The organism is Novipirellula caenicola, assembly GCF_039545035.1.
Classification (GTDB): Bacteria; Planctomycetota; Planctomycetia; order Pirellulales; family Pirellulaceae; genus Novipirellula; species Novipirellula caenicola.
The window spans coordinates 360,145-380,693 of sequence record NZ_BAABRO010000005.1 but is presented as its reverse complement, the minus strand read 5'-3'; the positions used below and the strand labels follow the sequence as shown (position 1 = coordinate 380,693).

Here is a 20,549-nt window from a genome sequence, read left to right as displayed (position 1 = left end):
TGTACTTCTTCCGAAGACTTTCGCTTAACCCAGTTCGGTTTTGTCAGCGACCTGGCCAAACAACCGGAAGGGTGCGAGGAGACTGTTTTTCAGTGGGGTGGCACTGCCCGTGGCTTCACACAACAGCAGGGTCGTGTCGTCCCGTTCGAGGCTGCGAGGGTCAATTTCATCAATCCGTCTAACCAGCGCTGGGATAAGATCAGCCGGATTGCTGACACCCAATTCCGAAACTAGACGCAAGACTCCGTCGCAACCAAGTTGCTGTCCGTCAGCATCCTTGGATTCGCTGACCGCGTCGCTGTAACTAAGGACCATGTCTCCGGTCTCGAGACGAATATGGTGTTGGAAATAGGCGGCTTGATCGCAAACGCCCCAGGGAATATCCGAGATGACATCCGCCCGTTCTTGTCTATCCGAAAGCTCGCTCCAGTCGCTAGAAGCCTTGCGGTAAAGCAACGGGGGAGGATGCCCCGCGTTGCAGAGCGAGTAGGTTCGCGTCGGAGCAAAGAATGTGCTCACGAGCGCCGTGGCAAACTCGCCATCTTGGTTCAACTCTGCAAATTGTTTATTCATCCCTGAGACAAAACGAGATTGGCTGATGTAATTGACATTGCGTCGCATTAGATCGCGAAGACCAATTGCGATCTTGGAAACCGCTTCACCGTGACCGCTGACATCTGCCAACAGCATGCGGGAAATTCGACCCGAAGCGCACGACGACAGATAGTAAACATCACCGCCGGATGCGGATCCAGAATAAGGTCTCGAGTAGGCCCAAATGCGGAGTCCCGGCGCTTCGATGTCGCGATCCGTGGCCCGATTACCACCCCACACTTCCATGCACCGCATTCGTTCGGAGCTGTTGGCGATCAATGTAGACTCGAGCTTCGTGATTAGGAACTGTATGTCGTGCTAAACCGTATCTGAAAACGACGGTTTGGTAACAAGCGAGCATGGTGGAAGGACGGTTGCTGTAAACACGGTTGCTATAAACACAGAACCTTGTTCGTGACTGTGCTTTCGCCGGAACTTACGCTTTCACACCGACACTGTAGCGGAGTGGCAAGCTGGCCTATTGACCGCGGTCGTCGGCGAAAACGGACGTTCAATGTGTCATCAAATCGGCGACTTGCCCGCTCCATATCACTGAAGTGTTAACCGAGTCTCAAGCGACTGGTCACATAATATTGCGGCTCAAGAATCGTTGCCTTGCCGATCAATCAACCTCATTCAGTGGTTATGTGTGAATCGCTGTGATCGGATCGGGATTCAGCGGAAATCTCGCAGCTCGCTTACTTTCGGCAGAGCACGAGGTCGACGTGTTTGAGGCCTCGTCGCATGTCGGTGGGCACGCTCAAACGATAGAAACCCACACGTACCGTTGCAACGTCTCAGCGGATGTTGAATACCAAGGCAGCTCACTTAACGGATTGTTTGCCCAACGCCGCAATCTGATCCGTGGATCGTTCTACCGGATGCTGTTGGACATCGTGAGGTTCAATCAACTCGCGACCGAGTTTTGTGAATCGAGCGACGAACAGACGTTGCTGGGTGAGTTCTTAGATGGCATTGGGGGCGGACGCGAATTTCGCGAGCAGTGCTTTGTCCCGATGTCGGCTGCGATTTGGTCATCCGATCCTGAATCTTTGAATGCATTTCCCGCGAAGTTTATTTTGGGCTTTTGTCGCAATCACGGCCTGGTGCAGCTGAAGAATCGCCCACAGTGGTTGACGATCGACTGCCAAAGAAGGAAAGAAGGTTAGAAAATGGAAGGTTAGAAAATTGTGAGCTAGACGATGGGGGCTGAGCAACATGGACCTCCATTTAAGCTCGACAAAGACGCCCCGATCGCCCCACATTCATCGAGGGCGTCTTCTTCATGCGGTTGACGACAGGTTCAGATTGTCGCAGAACGAACGAGGCAATTGCGGCGATCGCGATTGAGTCTGATGACCACGATCCCTTCATCGGTGGAGTTGTCCACCGAGACGTGACAATCGAACTTGCCTGTTAAAACAAAAATCCCTCGTCGGCTAATGCGGCATCGACCGATGCGATGCGATTGAGCTTGGCGCGATCTTGATTGTCTTGGGGTTGTCCGTTGTTGCGGTCCTTCGGTTTGTCGTTGTCACTTTCGGACGTGTCATCAGTTGCCGCGGCGGAAAACTCGGACGCCACACTGGTGGCGATCGCGCTGCCAACTTCTTGACCGACGGTGTCATCGAAATTGAAATGAATACCCAAGTAGACACGGCTGCGACCGTTCTCGGCCATCGCTTCGCTGAACGAGTCAAACGAACGCGTCGCGTCGTCAAGTTCGATACCATAGGCTTCCTGCAATTCAGGATTCTCCAACAGCACTTCCAATTCTTCGGACGTAAGCTCAAAGGCGATGTCATCGGTGCCGTAGAATTCCTGCAGCGTTGTGAACAACGCGCCGCCGAAGGTTGCATGACCCGAGATGTAGGTTGGGAATTGGGGGGTGAACCCGCTTAGGTCTTCGCCATTGGGAGCGCCCAGTGCGACCCAGTCGGCATCGCCTTCGGTTAGGTCATTGCCGTCATCATCACCGGCTTGGATCGCCGTGACCGGACGCCAAAATTCTTCACTGAACTTTGTGTCCCAAGCCACGATCGCAGCGTCGGCCATTGCGACCGAGGCCTGGGCGAACAACGCCGCGTTCTCTTCCATCGTATTGCCTTGCTGCTCGGCAATCTGAATCAGCACGTCGTTATAGAGTGCCAGAGGAGTTCCCAGCCCTTGGCGGTCATAGGCCCAGAAGAGGCCGGCTTCGGTTTGATCCTCGGTGCGAACTTCACTGTCAATCGAGCCCAATTCGAGCACTTCGTTGTAGGCTTCCGCGTACGCTTCGCTGGTCAGTTCCGGTGGTGACTCGGGGACAAAATCGTCGGTCGAGTCGATCGCAAACGTGTCCACCTCGCCCCACGCCGGGCCCCAAGCAGGGACGTCGGGGTTGAGCGGATCGGGTTGAAAGTACCCGGCTTCATCGGTGTACTCGTATACGCCGATGACATCGGAGCCATCGTTGGCACGAATGGCAAGGATCGTCTCACCGATTTCGCTGCCGATCGCCAAACTTGCCTCGGTCGAGCGACTGGTCTCGGTGCCGGCGAGGCTGGTTTGTAAAAAGGCGTTGAGTGTTTCTTGTTGGTCGGGATACAAGCTGCTCAGCACGGTGTAGGCGGCTTGCGAAGCGGCGACTTCGGCCGACAATTCGGTGTTGTTACCAATGTCAATCGCGTAGTCGTAAAACGTATTGGCGTCGTCGCCATCGGTTGCAATTCCGACGGCATCGTAGATCGCAAGGTTCAACATCGCCATCGAGCGGGAGGCGTACCCAGGCGTTTGTAGCGATCCGTCGGTGTCTCCCAGGATTTCGCCGAACAGATCGTTCCATGCCAAGACGACGTCCGAGCTTTCGTCGGCGACGGTGTCATCAATTTCGTCCGAGTTCTGGTTGTCCGTCTCGTCGCTTGGTGTTTCGGTAGGAGTTTCCGTCGGTGTCTCATTGCCAAAGTCGTCATTGCCGAAATTCCCGCGTTCGCGATTGAGCCGATTGATCACCATCAAGGCGTCCAAGGCGGTATTGCGACCATCGTTGTTGACATCGGTCATGCGGCCGCTGCCAGCTGCACTGGATTGACCGTCGAGCGAACCGGTTCCTTGCGATTGCCGATTCATCTCGTTGATGACGGTCAACGCATCGAGCGCAGAGATTTGGCCGTCTTCGTTGACATCCTCGGGCATCAATTCGTTGTGAAAAATGTTGGCGGCAAGCAGTTGACGCGTTTCGAGCGATTCGGCTCGCAGCCGACGTCGAGTCTTCAAGCGTTTTTTGGACATGGAGACACCTGGCGAAAAGATTGGGGGTAGATAAGCCGATAGGCCGCGGCTTATTACGAAAGGACCATTGTGCCGCGGAAATGTCACAGAAAATCGAGCGGCAGCGATGCGGTCGCCGCGAGATAGGGCGGTACCCCCAACCGCACCCACGTGGCGACGCACATGTCCAAAAACGGTCCCAGAGACACTCAAGAGACTGTCCCCGAAACGCATCTGAAGATGCTCTCAATCACCTTCGCGGATCACCGTCACTTGATCGTGTAAACGTTGCCCACGACGGTGCTTTCGTACGTTTGCTGTTTTCCGTCGGGAGTTCGGACGACCAATGGATTGCCAAGCAGCGACGTGATCTTCGCACTACGAAGCTTTCCGTCTTTCCACGCGATGTCGACTTCGAAACCACCGCGGGCACGCAATCCTTCGACCGATCCGGTCGACCACACGCTCGGCAGTGCGGGCAGTAGATCGACGCCGCCATCGTGGCTTTGCAGCAACATTTCTGCGATGGCGGCGGTTCCGCCAAAGTTGCCGTCAATTTGGAACGGCGGATGAGTATCAAAGAGGTTGGTCAGTGTCATCTTGCCCAAAAGGTTGCCCAACAACTTATGAGCGCGGTCACCGTTATGAAAACGAGCCCAAAAGTTCACCTTCCACGCCATCGACCAACCCTTGCCGCCATCCCCACGAGCCTCCAATGACTTCCTCGCTGCTTCATACAATTCCGGCGTCGCGTTCTTGGTGATCTGTTGGCCCGGATGAAGCCCAAACAAATGAGAGGTGTGACGGTGATGTGGATCTTTCTCTCGATAATCTTCGATCCACTCTTGCAAGCGGCCGGTGTCGGGACTGATCTGTAGCGGCTGCAGCTTGGCCAAGGCCGTTTCTAGCTCACTGCGAAATTCCTTATCAAAGTTGCCCGACGGATCGATCGCCTGATTCGCTTCGATCAAATTGGTGAACAGGTCGTGAATGATCTGCAGGTCCATCGTTGCCCCATAAGTGAATTCCGACTGGGTTCCATCCGCTTTGATGAATGCATTCTCAGGCGAGTGCGATGGATTGGTCACCAGTCGACCGGCCGCCGGCGTCCCTGCGGGGGCTTCGACCAAGAAGTCCAGCATAAATCTCGCGGCGCCTTTCATCATTGGATAGGCCCGCTGTTTCAGGAACTCTTTGTCACCGCCAAAACGATAGTGTTCCATCAGCCCGCGGCTTGCCCATGCGGCCCCCATCGGCCAAATGCCGTGCACCCCGTCGGCCGGAGCGGTCATCCCGAAGATGTCCGAGAGGTGATGCAGCGTCCAGCCGTTCGCGCCGTAGTGCACCTTGGCCGTCTTTTCACCAAACGGGACGAGACTCTCGACGTAATCGAAATAGGGTTGGTGACACTCCGCCAGATTGCAGACCTGGGCCGGCCAGTAATTCATTTGGAAGTTGATGTTGAAATGGTAATCGCTGTTCCATGGCGCATTGTAATGTTGCGCCCATTTACCTTGCAGATTGGCGGGCAGATAACCAGGACGCGAGCTGCTGATCAACAAGTAACGGCCGAATTGAAAGTAGAGGGTCTCGAACTGCGGATCATGATTTCCCTTCTTGATCGCCTGCAACCGCTCGTCCGTTGGGTTGTTCACCGCATCGGTGGTCCCCAAGTCCAACTTCACACGATTGAACAGTTTTTGATAGTCGGTGACATGGGCGGCACGCAAATCTTCGTACGACTTGTTGCCGATCGATGCAAGGTAAGCCTCGCACCGCGCGGTGGCATCGCCCGAAATATCAGTGGCGTTGTTGTAGCTGGTCGCTCCCACGATCAATAGCGTCACGCTATCGGCGCCGGACACTTCTAATTTGCCATCTGCCGAGGTCACGCTGCCGCCGTGGACCAACGGGCGTAGCTGTGCTTCATAATCGACGCCAAGTTTTCCACGCAAGATCAAGCGGTTGTCCGACGCGGACTGTGTCGATGCATTTTCACGAGCAAGTCGGGCGGTGAAGTTAACCTTCCCTGGCTCGTTCGCCTGCAAGTGGACCACGATCGCTTGGTCGGGCGCACTCACAAACACTTCCCGCGTGTACTTGATCCCGTCCACCTTGTATTGAACCCGGCTGATGGCCGTGGTGAGGTCCAGGTCGCGGCGATAGTTCGAAACCTTGTCCGTGTCCACAAAGTCAAGAAACAGATCGGCCAGCGTTTGATAGGATTTGATCCTACTCGGATCCCCCATCATCTTTCGTCCCGCCAAGCGGGTCGCTTCAGCGTTCTTGCCTTCAAACAGCAGACGCCGGACTTCGGGTAATGCCTTCAGAGCTTCGGGATTGTTGTAGTCCGTCGGCACGCCGTCCCAGACGGTTTCTTCGTTGAACTGAATCCGTTCGTTATTGACGCCGCCGAAAACCATCGCGGCTAGCCGGCCGTTTCCCACCGGCAACGCCTCGGTTTCCCAGCGGGTCGCCGGTTTGCGGTACCACAACGTCAACGGATTCTCAGGTGCAGGAGCTGGATCGGCGAATGCCATGTCCGCTTTTGGATTGTTGCTTTCGTCGACGTCGTGACGTGCGGCCGATGATGTTTGCCCAAACATCAAACCAACCATCGCGAGCGTAATCAGAAGTCGATGCATGTTGTTGTCCTTCTTGCCGGGGGGCGTTGCTTGATTGTGTGTCGTTTATCTGTATGTCGTTGGATTAGGGTTGCTTCCGTGAGCATGGCTTGACTGATTGCCAGCTTCACGGGCGGCCGATCGATGGTGGCGACTCATTGCGGTCGAGCGATTGGACTGCACGTCGTGGTTGGATTCGGTTTCGTATTATCCAGTTCCATGTTCACGCCCGTCCAGGTTCACGTTTGTCGTGCCCCAGCACGGCGACAGCATTGATACGGTTCCGACAAATCGCCGCGTGCGTTGACGTGAAAATGGGGGATTGGCGGTCAGACTCGCTTACGACCCATGGGTCACGGCATCCCAAAAAACGAGGAATTCATCATATCTTCATCGTTGCCGCCGTGCGGGAAAGAAAGGGGTTGTCTGATGGGATTGGTTTCGAAAAAACGCAAACGTGCCGGAGACTGCTGAAAACCTCGGTTTTACGTGACTTTGGCGGGCTTTTGGCGGATAAATGGTTTCCACGTCGAACCCAAAAGGGGGCGATCCGCAGTCATGATCCTCCTACTCTGATCGACTGGTTTTGGTTTTCAGCGTGGGTCTCATTCGTCCGTTTCGAAGCGGATCGGCTGCGATTTTGCGTCGTCGGCGGCCTTGCTGCGTCGCACCCGGTGCACCGGCCATTGACACGCTTGGAATGTTCGATAGTTTTACAACCATGGAAATAAATCAGGCTGTTATTGCTCTTCATGCGCTCGCCCAGGAATCACGCTTGGAGGTCTTTCGGTTGCTTGTGCGGCTGGGGCCCAGCGGGCTGCCGGCGGGTCAAATTGCCGAGAAATTGAAGATACCTCCGGCGACGCTGTCATTTCATTTAAAGGAACTGTCGCATGCTGGGCTGGTTGAGTCGCACAAACAGGGACGTTCGGTCATCTATGCGATCAACGTCAAGGGAATTAATTGCTTGATGGGTTTTCTGACCGAAGACTGCTGCCAAGGCAGGCCGGAACTTTGTGCCCCGGGTTCTTGTGATCCGGTGGGAAAGAAACAGACCAAGAAACGGAAATCGTGTGGAAAGGTGGCAGAGAAATGAGTGTCCGCGTCGGGATTAACGGATTTGGCCGCATGGGTCGCCTGGGCTTTCGAGCTGCCTGGGATTGGCCCGATTTCGAAATCGTGCATGTGAACGAAGTCAAAGGCGGGACCAAGGCAGCAGCTCATTTGCTTGAGTTTGATACCGTTCATGGCCGCTGGCAAAAAGAGATCGAGTCCACCGATGACGCGATCGTTGTCGAGGGCAAACGCGTTAGTTTCTCGAGCCACAGTACGCCTGCAGAGGTTCCATGGCGGGACCTGGGGGTGGACATCGTGGTGGAGAGTTCGGGAAAGTTTCGTACGCCGGAAACGCTGAACCCGTACTTTGAACAAGGTGTCAAGAAGGTCGTCGTCGCGGCACCCGTCAAGGAAGGTGCATTGAACGTGGTCATGGGTTGTAATGACGATCTTTATGATCCCGATCAGCACCATCTGCTTACCGCGGCGTCATGCACGACCAACTGCCTGGCTCCGGTCGTCAAGGTGGTCCATGAACAGTTTGGAATCAAGCATGGGGTGATCACCACGCTGCACGATGTTACCAACACGCAAGTGATCGTCGATACACCGCATGCCGATTTGCGTCGAGCGAGATCGGCTTTGAATTCTTTGGTTCCGACGACGACCGGTTCGGCGAAAGCGATCACGATGATCTACCCCGAGCTCGAAGGCAAATTGAATGGTTTGGCGGTTCGTGTGCCGCTACTCAATGCATCGCTGACCGACTGTGTGTTTGAGCTGCAGCGACCTGCGACTGCCGACGAAATCAATGATCGACTAAAGGATGCATCGCAAGGCAGTTTGAAGGGCATTCTTGGATTTGAAACAAAGCCACTTGTGTCGGCGGATTATGTGAACGATATCCGTTCGGGAATCGTTGACGGTCCCTCGACGATGATGATCGACGAAACCATGGTGAAGATCCTGGTTTGGTACGACAACGAGGTCGGTTACGCCAATCGTATGATGGAATTGGTCAAGAAGGTTGCTTGTCGTTTGCCAGGTCACGCACCCGCATAACACCGTAGGGACACCAGTGGACAAAAAAAGCTACGGACTTGTGACAGCGGCGTATTGGGGGTTCACCCTGACCGACGGTGCCTTGCGCATGTTGGTGCTACTTCATTTTCATGAATTGGGGTATTCGCCGGTCAGCCTTGCGTTTCTGTTCTTGCTGTATGAATTCTGTGGAGTCATCACCAATTTATTGGGTGGTTGGATCGCATCACGCTACGGGCTTCGCATCACTCTGTTTGCTGGATTGGCACTGCAGATCGTTGCGTTGACGATGTTGTCGTTCATCCAGCCCGAGTGGATCGCGTGGGTCTCGGTTGCCTACGTGATGGGCAGTCAAGCGATTTCCGGCATCGCCAAAGACTTGACGAAGATGAGTTCCAAGAGCGCGGTCAAGTTGTTGGTCAATGATCCCGATGAAGCAACGAGTCAATCGCGGCTTTACAAATGGGTGGCGATACTGACGGGCAGTAAGAATGCACTGAAGGGCGTCGGTTTCTTACTTGGTGGCGTGCTGCTTCAGTGGCTCGGCTTTGCAGCGTCGCTTTGGGCGATGGCGGCGGCGCTTGGCGTGGTGCTTGTGTGTTCGGTCACCATGCTCCGGTCCGAAATGGGCAAAGCCAAATCGAAGGTTCGGTTCAAGGAACTGTTTTCGAAAAACCGCGAGATCAACATCCTTTCGTTCGCTCGCTTCTTTCTGTTCGGAGCCCGAGATGTTTGGTTCGTCGTCGGACTTCCGGTCTTCCTCGCTTCGCATCTCGGTTGGAGCTTTGCCGGCATCGGCGGCTTTCTCGCCGCGTGGGTGATCGGTTATGGGATCATTCAAGCATCGGCGCCACGGTTTGCGAACCGTACCGGCGGAATCACCGGCGGCGCACGAGCCGCACAGAGCTGGGGATTCACGCTGTTCCTCGTTTCACTCGCGCTGGCGATTGCCATCCAAGTCGACTTCTATCCCAACATCAGCATCCTGTTGGGGTTGGCGGTGTTCGGAGTGGTGTTTGCCGTGAACTCATCGGTTCATTCCTATCTGATCCTCGCCTACGCGGACTCGGACAAGGTTGCGCTGAATGTCGGTTTTTATTACATGGCAAATGCCTGTGGTCGGCTTGTGGGCACACTCCTATCGGGCACGATGTTTTTGCTTGCCGGATTGCCAGGCTGCTTGTGGACCTCGTGTGTGTTCGTGTTGATTGCCGCGGCGATGACGCTTTACTTGCCGACCTCCAAACGATCTTCCAATGCCGAGATGGCTCCTCAGACATCTTAAGACAGTTTTTAGACGCCGAAAGGGAAACCGAAATGAACGACTTGGGTACACGCGGATATTGGACCGCTTTGGCGGCATGGTGCGTGATGGCACTACTGACAATCGGCTGCAGCGGATCAAGACCGAAGATTTCGGACTCGGCTGTCACCGGCGGCGGATCGACCTTTGCTGCTCCGATCATCAAGACGTGGGCCGAGCAGTATCACAAGCGACACGCCGATGTTGACATCCACTATGAATCCATCGGCAGTGGCGAAGGAGAGAAACGTTTCATCGAAGGTTCTATCGATTTCGGCGGGACCGATGCGGGGCTCTCCGAAGCGGCGTTGAGTTCCGTCGAGGGTGGAGCGATTCAGATTCCAATCACGGCCGGAATCATCGTCCTCGCTTACAACCCCGAAGGTCTTCCCGCAAAATTGAACTTACCGCGAGATGTCTATGTCGACGCATTTCTGGGGAAAGAGACACGATGGAATGATCCGCGGATCCAAGAAGCGAATCCAGGCAAAAAACTTCCTGACCAACCGATTCATGTGATCGTCCGGCAAGACAGCAGTGGTACGACCTTTGCTTTTACTAATCACTTGGCTGCGATCAACGACGAGTGGGCCGATCAGTTTGGTAGCAACCCATCGGACGCTTCGAGGGGCCGTGGAGTCAAGGTGCTCGATTGGCCAGGGGCCGCGATGAGCGCATCAGGAAACTCGGGCGTTGCAGGAAGAATCAAGCAAACGCCTTATTCGATCGGCTATGTGCAATACGGTGCAGCCCGCGAAGTAGGGCTTGGCATGGCCGCCCTGGAAAACAAAGCCGGGAACTACGTGGCTCCCTCGGGAACGTCGGGGCTGGAAACCCTGTTGAATGCAGAGCTTCCCGACAACCTGCTCGCTTACGTCCCCGACCCCAGCGGTGAATACTCGTACCCGATTGTCACCTTCACATGGATTCTGCTTCGCAAACAGTACGCCGATGACGCGCAGACCGAGCGAGTGAAATCATTTATCCAGTGGTGTCTTACCAGTGGTCAAGATTACGCCGAAGCCGCCGGCAACGTGCGTTTGGCGCCACACGTGATTCGGGCATCCGAGTCCAAGTTGGAATCGATGAAAGTGGCATCGCAGGATTCGTTCGTGCAGACGCCGTAGCGTGCCCTCCCGATTGTGTCGCCCGCTACGAGTCACGCGACTAGATAGATTGTTGAACCGGAGTCAGTCATGTCCAAACCCGTCGTATTGTTCCTCTGTGAAGGGAACTCGGCGCGAAGCCAGATGGCCGAGGCGTTTCTACGCAAACACGCGGGTAACCGCTTCGAGATTCACAGTGCAGGATTGAATCCACGCGACATTCATCCGATGACCATTCGCGTGATGGACGAAGTCGGAATTAGTTTGCAAGGTCACCGTTCCAAATCGCTAACGGAGTATCTCGGTAAACTCGCTGTCAGACATGTCATCATCGTCTGTGAGTACGACGAGAATTCGTGCCCTCACGTGTGGCCATTCACACGCCACACCATTCATTGGCCGTTTGAAGACCCTGCCGCCGCCGAGGGGAGCGAACGCGAACGACTCGATCGATTTCGAGCCGTTCGCAACACCATCGAAGAACACATCGTCCAGTGGGTTCGTCGTGGCGGCGCGGATGCGGAAGAATCGCGTCTGGCATAGCGTGATAACTTTTGCTGGAATCGCGTCGAGGGCGCAGGTGGATACATCGAGCCCAGGACAGCTTCATGCACCGCTGGCGAACCCCGCAGTTTGCTCGCTGCAGGCATCTTGATGCGATTGGTGTAGACCCTCGCGAGCGTCTTAAAATTCGAGCGTTGAACTTGGCGGCAGCGGCACGTGGTTGGCTTTGCGCCAAGCGACCAGTTGCTTCACCAGTGCTTCAGCCACTTCGGGATTTTTCGCGGCCAAGTTTTGGCTCTCTTTTTGATCCAGACGAAGATTGTAGAGTTCGGTTTTCCCGTCTTTGAGAAATTGGATCAGCTTCCAGTCTCCCTTGCGGATGATGGACGCGGCAGGATTCTTGTAGGCACTGGCGACATGCCAAAACAGGGCGCGTTCTGCCAGCGGGTTGCCGTGCATCAACGGCAACAGGCTGTCGCCATCAAGCGTTCCTTCGTAATCGTTGATCCCTGCCAGTTCGAGGAAGGTTGGAAAAAGGTCGAGCCCGTGGATGGGCAGCTGGCAACGGGCGGGGGTGACGGTTTCGGGCCAATGGATCAGCGCCGGAACACGCAATCCTCCTTCGTAGAGAGTTCCTTTGGCTCCACGAAGGTTGTCATTGCGACTTTGCAACCCGTTGTGACCGTTGTCCGAGGTAAAGACAATCACGGTGTTCCGGCGAAGTCCGGCTTGATCGAGATAGTTGGTGATCCGTCCGACATTCTCGTCGAGCGATTTGACCATTGTGGCGTAGGCGGCAATTTCTTTTTTCTTCTTCAGCGGCCCCGTTCCCTGTCCGGTCGACGCGTCGCCTGGCTTGTTCATGAAATGATCCAGCCACGTTTGATGCCGTGGGACGGACGGTCGGTGCGGCGCATAGAAATGCAGGTTCACAAAAAATGGCCCGTCCTTGTGACGCTGCATGAAATCGATCGCATCCGAGGTGAGCCGATCGGTGAGCCAGTGATCGCCCTCCTTTTCAGCGATGAAGGGATTTTTGAAGGGAGCCACATAGCCACCACCCTCCGCGTTGTAGCCTTTTTCATAACCACGAGCCGGATCGCCCCACCATGTACCGCCGACGTTTTCATGAAACCCGCGACCGGTTGGATAATACTGCTGGATCTCGGCGGATTGGTGCGCGGCGAGCCAGCTTAAGTCGCCATTTTTCGGCTGGCCCAACTTCTTCTCAAACGGCAGCGCTCCTTCGGCTTCGGGATACGGACCGACAATGTGCCATTTTCCGAGGTGGATCAGTTGATAGCCTGCGTCCGCAAGTGGTTTTGCATAAACCGGATGCTCTTTTTCGACCGTCCATCTCGAGAAAATATTGTCCTTGGCACTGCCCTGCTCTAGCACTGGCACGGTGTAGCAGCCGGTACGGAACGACTGTTTCCCGGTCAGAATCGCCGCTCGCGACGGCGAACAAGTGGGATACATGTAGGCCTGATCAAACACCAAGCTTTGTTCGGCCAGCGAATCCAGGTGGGGAGTTTCGAAATAGCGGCTGCCCATAAAGCCGACGTCTTGCCAACCCAGATCATCGGCAAGGATAAACACGATGTTTGGCTTGACTGGCTCGGAGCTCGTCGTGGTGGCGGTGTCAGCCATCACCAGCGGTGAGAACAGGATGCTGACGCACCAGATCAGCGAAAATGCCATCGTCACCTGTTTTGTCGTCATTGCTTCTGTTACCTGGTTCTTGTTACCTGATTCCTGAGGACTGCTAGGATCACGAGGGGACATCCGGCAGTGTCTCGATCGGACGAATCTCAACCGTGCCTTTTTTCGCAGGTGGAAGTCGTTCAGCAATCGCGATTGCTTCGTCGAGGTCATCCACGTCGATGATGTAGTATCCGCCGAGTTGTTCGGTCGTTTCAGCAAACGGACCATCGGTGATTTGACGTTTCCCCTCTCGAACGCGGACACTCGTCGCGGTGGTCACCGAATGCAGTGGTGACGACGCGATCCATTTTCCCTGCTGCTCGAGTTCGCTAGCGATCCCCATCGATTCGACCATGCATTTTTTGCGTTCGTCTTCGTTCCAGCCGTCCTCGGAACTGTAAATCAATAGCATGTATTTCATGCTTCACTCCTGGTCGTATTCCTGTTCTCTTGCTTTCTCATCATCTTAATCAAACGCTTTCTTCCATCGACCAACGGATCGAAGTTTAGGGATAGGGAATCCAGGATTACGATTCAGATCCTGGGACCATTACCATCCAACCAATACCAAATTTGTCGGTCAGCATGCCGAAGCGTGGTGACCAAAACGTTTCATCCAGCGGCATATCGACGTTGCCGCCTTCGGCGAGTGCTGTGAAAACGCGATCACAAACGGATTCGTTTTCGACCGATAACGCAAGCCGAAATCCCTGGTGAGCCGTGGCTTCGCCGCAGCCATCGGACGCCATCAACGTCATCTTGCCGACTCGGAAGGAGGCATGCATCACTTTTTCCTCAAACCCCGACTCGAGCATACCCTCGGGCAGCGGGTCGGGGCTGTCGCTGAACCGCATCTTCATCAATACGGTGGCTCCAATCGCTTGCTCGTAGAACGCCAGTGCTTCTTCGCAGCGACCGCCATAGAAAAGGTAGGGTTGAACTTGGCTTTGCAGCATCGTGATCTGCTCACGAAGATCGTCTTCTTGATCGCCGATTTGGCCGGTCGGATCCGATTCTGCAAAATCTTCCATTTCGTACAGCGGACGAATTTCGATGTCCGATTCTTCGATCATCGGATTGGGACATCGTTTGACCCAATCGATCGCTTCCTGCATCGAACTCACTTCCCAAAGCCAGAACCCAGCAACCAGTTCTTTGGTTTCCGCGAACGGCCCATCCGTTACGGTTCGGTCGGTTCCACTGAAGCGGACTCGCACCCCTTCGGAACTTGGCTTCAGTCCTTCACCAGCCTTCATGATTCCCGCTTGAACCAGTTCCTCGTTGAACTTGCCCATATCGGCCAACAATTTCTCGTCAGGCATTTGCCCTGCTTCGGAGCTCTTGGTTGCTTTGACAAAGACGGCTACTTTCATGTTTTTCTCCGCGATAGATTCAACGTTGATTAGGTTGTTTTTGCTGTTGCTTTACCCAATGGTCGCACGGGGAACAGGCGAATCGACATGGCTTCGCATTTTGTTGAAAAAGATCCTGTTGCGTGTCTGGGAGGCGGTTGGGGGAACGTTCCCAGCATCAGGATGGACGCAGATTCCGCAGTCGTTCCATCAGAAACCGACGCTCTGGCTGCTGCTGGCACAGCTCCAATGCCTGCTGGAACGCTGCGATCGCGTCGACGTTTCGACCCGCTCGCCGCAAAAGCTCGCCGCGCGCCGAGTGGGCGAGATGGTAGTTCTGCAGTTCGCCTCGCTGGAGGACCGCATCAATGATCGCAATGCCGGCATCGGGGCCGTCTCGCATGGCCACCGCGACGGCGCGGTTCAATTCGACCACAGGCGACGGATCGACCTGCAGCAAGACTGAATAGAGGGCAACGATCTGGTTCCAATCGGTTTGGGCCGCGGTGGGTGCGTCGGCGTGAACGGCCGAGATCGCCGCTTGCAGCGTATAGAATCCGAAACGCCGTGATGCCAACGATTGTTCGACCAATTGTTTGCCTTCGGAGATAAGGTCTGGATCCCACTGGCTGCGGTCCTGATCCTCTAGCAGCACGATCTCGCCATCGCCCGATGTGCGAGCCGTTCGCCGCGATTCATGCAGCAGCATCAACGCAAGCAGCCCCATCACTTCAGCATCGCTGTGCAATTGCAGCAGCAGTCGACACAAGCGAATGGCTTCATCCGACAGTTCGCTGCGAATCAAGGAATCTCCGCGGGACGCCGAGTAGCCTTCATTGAAGATCAGGTAGATAACTGAGAGCACGCCGTCGAGTCGCGCCGGTAATTCGCTCAGATGGGGAACGATAAATGGGATCTTGGCATCGCGAATTTTCGCTTTGCCGCGTACGATTCGCTGAGCCATCGTTGCCGGCGATGTGAGAAATGCCTTTGCGATTTCCTCGGTGGTCAGCCCACACACCTCACGCAGCGTCAAGGGAACTTGAACCTTCGGGTCAATCGCCGGATGGCAGCAGGTGAAGATCAGCCGCAATGGGTCGTCTTCGATTTCCGTTGCCGCCCGTTCCGCGTTAGCCTGGCAAATCTCCTGCATGCGTCGGCTGACGTCGGGGGCGATCGCTCGAGCCTTCTCGCGGCGACGAATGATGTCAATTGCTTTGAATCGTCCGGTTGAGATCAACCAAGCAGACGGGTTCGCCGGAATGCCCTCGGCGTCCCACTGCGAGATCGCCGCTGCAAATGCTTCCTGCATCGCTTCTTCGGCCAAATCAAAATCGCTCAATAAACGAACCAGCGACGCAAAAACTTTGCGCGACTGCGTTCGATAGAGTTCATCGACTTGTGCTTGGACTGTATTCATGCCACCGGTATACGTCAAACCGCCGCCATTGACGATCACCCGTTTGTTTTGACAAAAGCGCTTTGCCAAACCGATTTGACTTTTAAAACCGGCGATAGAGCTTGCCGAGCCGCGCGAAGTTAGTGAATGCCTAAGCGGACCGATGGGCAATGCTGACGGTCACTTTGTCGTTGTTGGTCGCAGGATCATCGCGTGCCCACCACCGATCGCCATTTTGATCTGCATCACATCGCCGTGCTTTGCGACCGCGGTTGCGATCTCATAGGCTTCCGGATTTTTCACGCCGTGCGAGTCCGCCGCATCTTGATAGAGCGTGACTTCGTAGCGATGGTCCGGATCAAGGAAATCGAGCGGAATGTCCAGCGTCCGTTCGGATTGGTCGTTGACCGAAGCCACATACCACTGGTTACCGCTGCGACGGGCGACGGTGATGTAGTTTCCGATCTTCGAGTTCAACACGCGAGTCTCGTCCCACGTTGCCGGCATGACCTTTAAAAATTCAAATAGATCCGCCTTCTTGTTGTATGCCTCGGGTGCATCGGGCAGCGTGACAAGTCCTGTGTAGATCACCAGATTGCGAGCCACTTCGCTGACCACGGTCGAGATGTAGCTGTTTTTCTTTCTCGGCCCCTTCTCTCGCTCGCCCGCGTTGATGCTGTTGATTCCAAAATTGCCGTTGGACATATCGAGCGGTCCCGACAACGCGCTGACCATCGCCATCTTCAGAAACGTTTCCGGGGTAAAGGCACTGCGAGAATCCTGTTGACCGTGGCAATATTCGCGAGTGATCATGTTGGGCATGGTTCGTTCCACGCCCGCCATCGGCACAGGGCCGTCATGGAAATTGATCAACAGTTTGTTTGCTGCGGCTTCATCAATGGCATTTCGAGTAAAATCCGCTTTGTTGCCCATGAAGCCATATTTCATGCCTGCAGCGCCGAGTTCGGCATAGTGGCGAAAGAGAGTTTCGTCGCCAAAGTTGCCCTTTTTTCGATCGTAGTAAAGCATGATCATGACGCCCTTCTCTTTGGCGTAGCTCATCACTTTTTCAATATCGACCTCCGGCGAAACCACCATCTTTCCGTCGCCAGCGGATTTGAACCAGTGATCGTCGACCGTCAAATACTCTAGCCCCTGTTCGGCACAAAAGTCGATCAGGTGCAAGTAGCTATGGGTGTTGATGCCGTACACGAATTCGCCATTGTCATAGCCGTGAATCCGCCAGTCCCAGAGTCCTTTACCGGGTTGAATCCATTGGGTATCGGTCAATTTGCAGGGGGCGGCCAAATTCAATGCCACGGTATTGATGGTCAAATCGCCTGCGGTCTCGTCAATCAGAATGACACGCCAAGGGGTGAGCTGGCCATCGCCGCTTGAGACCGCGGAACTCGCGGCCACCATCGCTTTCTCATCCTTCGCATAACGAATCCGCATACTCTCCAATGCGGCCGCGGAATAGAGATCCGATTCCAGCAACGCCACATGCAATCCATCGTTGCGTTCGGTAACCAACGGAACCGAGATGTTTCTTGCCTTTGCGGGGTTGGTGAAACTTGCACCACGCTGGCCCGAGTAATACGCCACACCGCCGAGCACCTTGAACTGGCTCGAAAAGGTCATCCGCTTGCCAGCGGATTCTTCCGACAGCACAAAGCGAAACCCGACCCCCGTGTCGAACACGCGGCAGAGCAGCGTCACCGGGATGTCGTCGGCAGTCAGTGAAAGGGTCAGTTCGTGATGCTGATCGCGGATGCTGCTGAATTGGCCCCATGTCGGCTGCCAAACGGAATCGTTCTGGAGAATGGACTGGTCCACTATCGACATCGTTGCGCCAGCGAAAATCTCGACCTTGGACGGATCAACGATCGCTTCGCCTTGCCGGGTAATCCAATAGACCAGCGAGTCGTCGCTTAGCTTAAACGACACGACCGTTTGACCATCCGGAGAATCAACGGTCACGGTGTCCGCAAACAGATTCGTCGCCGCGAACAGTTCAGAAACCGCCAATGCGAACACCAATAGGCATGCGAAACGTCTCGTCATCTTACTTACCTTTTTTGATGTCAAATCGATGAATGAATGGCAGCTGATTTTTTGCCCTTCCGATTTCGACACCCCAGTTTGGAATGTCGCCTTTGCCACTGTCCGTGAACGCTTCGGGACGATACGCGCCGCCCGCCCACGGGCCATTCTTGACCTTGTGCGTTTTGGTGAAATGGATTCCGTCTTCGGCATACAGGATCGAATTGGTGATCTCTTTGGGGCCGGTGGTGCCAATCATCGCCGCCACGCCATCGCCGTGCGGCCAGACCAGCACTTCATGATTGCCGGGAATCACCGGGTTCGCTGGATGTCTGAGGTAGGGGCCCTGAGGATGATCCGCGATCGCGAGACCCATCTGGGTTTGAGCCGGGCTCTTTCCCAGCTGACGTCCTTTGTAATAAAACCAATACTTACCATCACGGACAAGCAAGCAGGCATCGTCGACCAAGTGACTGTCAAAGTCTTCGGGATTGTCGCTGTTCTTCAATGCGGGGTTGGAATCAAGTCGTTCCCAGGGGCCATCGGGGGAATCCGAAACGGCGATCCCGATTTTGGAATCCGGATTGAAACCCTTTCCATACTCCTTTGATGTGCCTGTGTAGAACAACCAATAGCGTCCTTCGGCCACCAGGATATTAGGCGTAAACACGCTGCCTGCCTCCCATGTGCCCGCTTTGCCTTTATCCAGCGACATGCCTTGTTCGGTCCACTTGTGGCCATCACTTGACGTGGCATACCAAACGGTCGCGTCGTAGCCTGGTGAGATCTTTCCCTTGGAATACCAGACATAATACAGGTCGCCGACTTTGATGATGTCACTCGGGTCCCGCCGCATCACTCCCGGCTCGGCCCCAATGCCCTGCAACGGGGAATGGGCGACTTCGATCGTTTCCAGTTCCTGTGCGTTCGCCAGCAAAGGCGAATTGACCAACGCGGGAACGATCATCAATGCGATCAACAGCGCGAGCGAAACGCCAGCGTTGTTCGGAATCGCACCAGGGAATTCTCGGTGGCGATGGTCACCTTGGATAGAAAATGGGCTGATCAATTGCCGTCTCCGATTGTTGTTTCTTCGAAAAAGCCCAGCAGCCGTTGACCCATCGGATCAAACGCAACCACAAAAACATTGACCTGCGGTGTGAATCGGGCGAGTGAAAGTGAATGATATGATTATCATCGCTGTTAAGCCATGGTTGTTAACGATTTGCGACGTGGCCGTGTGGATTTGCGACAGGTGGCGATTGCAATCTCACGCTGCGTTGCTTGCTTCAGTTCGATCCTTAATCGATCCGATCAGTTATCAAGGTGGTCGACGAAAAACTGTACCGTTCGTTCGACAATCGCCTCTCGCGAAGGTTGGATCTCTGCGTCGACTTTGCGCCAATTGTGGCCTGCGTTTTTGATGATCATGATCTCGACAGGGGCCTTCGCCGCGTCGGCCCTCTGCTTCATATGATAAGCATGTTTTACTGGAATGGTGGTATCACTGTCCCCCTGGATCATCAGCAATGGAGGACTGTCGTTGCTCAAGTAATTGACGGGGCTCATTTCGCGGTAGCGTTCTAGTTTGGTTGCGGGATCGGAGTTGGAACCGATGATTCGAGGGCCAAAGCGATCACGAAAATCGGCTCGATCATCATGATTGAAGAGGTCGGTATTTTCAAAATCGCTTGGCCCATACCAGGAAACGCCCGCCACCATTCGATAGGACGCCGAGGCCAACTCTTTTTCTCCCACCAGCGTTTGCGGCGATGAGAGCAACAGCATTTGTGCGATTTGCCCGCCAGCCGAATCGCCCATCACGAAGAACCGTTGTGGATCAAGGTGCAAGGGTTCGTGGTTCTTGGCAAGATAGCGGACGGCATCCTTTGAATCGATCACACAGTCTCGCATGGTAACACCGCTGTTCGGTCGGCTGAGGCGGTAGTTCACCGAGGCGACGGCAAACCCGTGGTCAAGCAGCGATTGAAAGACCTCCGTGAACAATCCTTTGGCAATGCCCTGCTTACTACCCGCGGCCCAGCCACCGCCGTGTGTGTAGACAATGACCGGAAGCGGCGAACCAGCTTGGTGGTTAGCCGGATAATAGAGGTCCAGCAGCAAATTTCCTTGAGGGGTGTTCTTGTAAACGATATCGAGTTTTTGTTCTCCTCGGGTTTGCAGATAGACGGTCTGCAACTTGCGAAGCTCGTCGATCGTAAGCATCCCGTCACGATTCGCATCAAGCGTCCGGTACCGTTTCCATGCCGCTATGTTCTCGGACTTGTCAAATTTGTCGTCACCATTGGTGTCGATCTTCCGCATGATTTGCGTCGCACGAACGAGCGAATCGCGATCGCTGATTTTTGTCTCTGGTTCTTGAGGCTGCAAAGCCATACTCGTCAGCGGCATCAGCGCGACGAATAGCCCCACAATCAACGTCGATTTGCCCCCATTCGAAAACCTCGCTTGGCCTGCCTCACAAGAGGTTTGTGATGACGCGACGACAGCGGAAGTGGAGCGGTTTTGTTGGAACATCATCAAGCCACCTAAGCGATCCTAAGTATTGTGTAA

16 protein-coding genes are annotated in these 20,549 nt (G+C 54.8%); 6 read left to right on the top strand and 10 right to left on the bottom strand.

The annotated features are described in order from the left end of the window. Nucleotides 1–24 precede the first annotated feature (24 nt). Entirely contained in the window at nucleotides 25–690 is a 666-nt protein-coding gene (locus tag ABEA92_RS13190) for a PP2C family protein-serine/threonine phosphatase (RefSeq protein WP_345684296.1), read from the bottom strand. Nucleotides 691–1,253: 563 nt separating this feature from the next. On the opposite strand from ABEA92_RS13190, the gene ABEA92_RS13185 reads away from it, so the two are divergent. Continuing rightward, on the top strand, nucleotides 1,254–1,763 hold the full coding sequence (locus ABEA92_RS13185) for an NAD(P)-binding protein (RefSeq protein ID WP_345684295.1): 510 nt from the start codon (nucleotides 1,254–1,256) through the stop codon (nucleotides 1,761–1,763). A gap of 247 nt (nucleotides 1,764–2,010) precedes the next feature. Here the strand turns inward: ABEA92_RS13185 and ABEA92_RS13180 are convergent, their stop codons facing one another. Both ABEA92_RS13180 and ABEA92_RS13175 read right to left on the bottom strand, forming a co-directional pair. Continuing rightward, the gene (locus ABEA92_RS13180) at nucleotides 2,011–3,864 is read right to left on the bottom strand and encodes a dockerin type I domain-containing protein (protein ID WP_345684294.1); all 1,854 of its coding nucleotides are present in this window, start codon (nucleotides 3,862–3,864) and stop codon (nucleotides 2,011–2,013) included. A 248-nt stretch (nucleotides 3,865–4,112) separates the two neighbouring features. Further along, nucleotides 4,113–6,488, bottom strand: coding sequence for a glycoside hydrolase family 95 protein (locus ABEA92_RS13175; protein ID WP_345684293.1), 2,376 nt, complete (start codon nucleotides 6,486–6,488; stop codon nucleotides 4,113–4,115). Between the two features lie 679 nt (nucleotides 6,489–7,167). Between ABEA92_RS13175 and ABEA92_RS13170 the strand changes: the two genes are divergently transcribed. The 5 genes from ABEA92_RS13170 to ABEA92_RS13150 all read left to right on the top strand — a co-directional run bounded on the left by ABEA92_RS13170 (nucleotide 7,168) and on the right by ABEA92_RS13150 (nucleotide 11,516). Continuing rightward, complete coding sequence (locus tag ABEA92_RS13170; RefSeq protein WP_425572428.1) at nucleotides 7,168–7,563, top strand: ArsR/SmtB family transcription factor; 396 nt, start codon at nucleotides 7,168–7,170, stop codon at nucleotides 7,561–7,563. After that, nucleotides 7,560–8,585 (top strand): ArsJ-associated glyceraldehyde-3-phosphate dehydrogenase, encoded by a 1,026-nt coding sequence (locus tag ABEA92_RS13165; protein ID WP_345684292.1) that lies wholly within the window; start codon nucleotides 7,560–7,562, stop codon nucleotides 8,583–8,585. Before ABEA92_RS13170 ends, ABEA92_RS13165 begins: the two co-directional genes overlap by 4 nt. Nucleotides 8,586–8,601: 16 nt before the next feature. Further along, a complete protein-coding gene (gene arsJ, locus ABEA92_RS13160; protein WP_345684291.1) occupies nucleotides 8,602–9,849 on the top strand; it encodes an organoarsenical effux MFS transporter ArsJ in 1,248 nt (415 codons plus the stop codon). A 32-nt stretch (nucleotides 9,850–9,881) separates the two neighbouring features. Next, on the top strand, nucleotides 9,882–10,994 hold the full coding sequence (gene pstS, locus ABEA92_RS13155; protein WP_345684290.1) for a phosphate ABC transporter substrate-binding protein PstS: 1,113 nt from the start codon (nucleotides 9,882–9,884) through the stop codon (nucleotides 10,992–10,994). A 69-nt stretch (nucleotides 10,995–11,063) separates the two neighbouring features. After that, complete coding sequence (locus tag ABEA92_RS13150) at nucleotides 11,064–11,516, top strand: arsenate reductase ArsC (protein WP_345684289.1); 453 nt, start codon at nucleotides 11,064–11,066, stop codon at nucleotides 11,514–11,516. A gap of 141 nt (nucleotides 11,517–11,657) precedes the next feature. Here the strand turns inward: ABEA92_RS13150 and ABEA92_RS13145 are convergent, their stop codons facing one another. From ABEA92_RS13145 to ABEA92_RS13115, 7 genes are all read right to left on the bottom strand, one after another. Next, nucleotides 11,658–13,262 (bottom strand): sulfatase, encoded by a 1,605-nt coding sequence (locus tag ABEA92_RS13145; RefSeq protein ID WP_345684288.1) that lies wholly within the window; start codon nucleotides 13,260–13,262, stop codon nucleotides 11,658–11,660. Next, a complete protein-coding gene (locus ABEA92_RS13140; protein WP_345684287.1) occupies nucleotides 13,249–13,602 on the bottom strand; it encodes a YciI family protein in 354 nt (117 codons plus the stop codon). Before ABEA92_RS13140 ends, ABEA92_RS13145 begins: the two co-directional genes overlap by 14 nt. Nucleotides 13,603–13,708: 106 nt before the next feature. Beyond that, nucleotides 13,709–14,554 carry a YciI family protein gene (locus ABEA92_RS13135; protein WP_345684286.1) on the bottom strand — a complete coding sequence of 282 codons (846 nt, stop codon included), beginning with the start codon at nucleotides 14,552–14,554 and terminating at the stop codon, nucleotides 13,709–13,711. Between the two features lie 157 nt (nucleotides 14,555–14,711). After that, complete coding sequence (locus ABEA92_RS13130) at nucleotides 14,712–15,953, bottom strand: RNA polymerase sigma factor (protein ID WP_345684440.1); 1,242 nt, start codon at nucleotides 15,951–15,953, stop codon at nucleotides 14,712–14,714. Nucleotides 15,954–16,112: 159 nt separating this feature from the next. Continuing rightward, a complete protein-coding gene (locus tag ABEA92_RS13125) occupies nucleotides 16,113–17,996 on the bottom strand; it encodes a glycoside hydrolase family 97 protein (protein ID WP_345684285.1) in 1,884 nt (627 codons plus the stop codon). 1 nt (nucleotide 17,997) lies between these two features. Beyond that, entirely contained in the window at nucleotides 17,998–19,044 is a 1,047-nt protein-coding gene (locus ABEA92_RS13120; RefSeq protein WP_425572427.1) for a family 43 glycosylhydrolase, read from the bottom strand. A 245-nt stretch (nucleotides 19,045–19,289) separates the two neighbouring features. Beyond that, entirely contained in the window at nucleotides 19,290–20,414 is a 1,125-nt protein-coding gene (locus ABEA92_RS13115; protein WP_345684438.1) for an alpha/beta hydrolase fold domain-containing protein, read from the bottom strand. Nucleotides 20,415–20,549 lie beyond the last annotated feature (135 nt).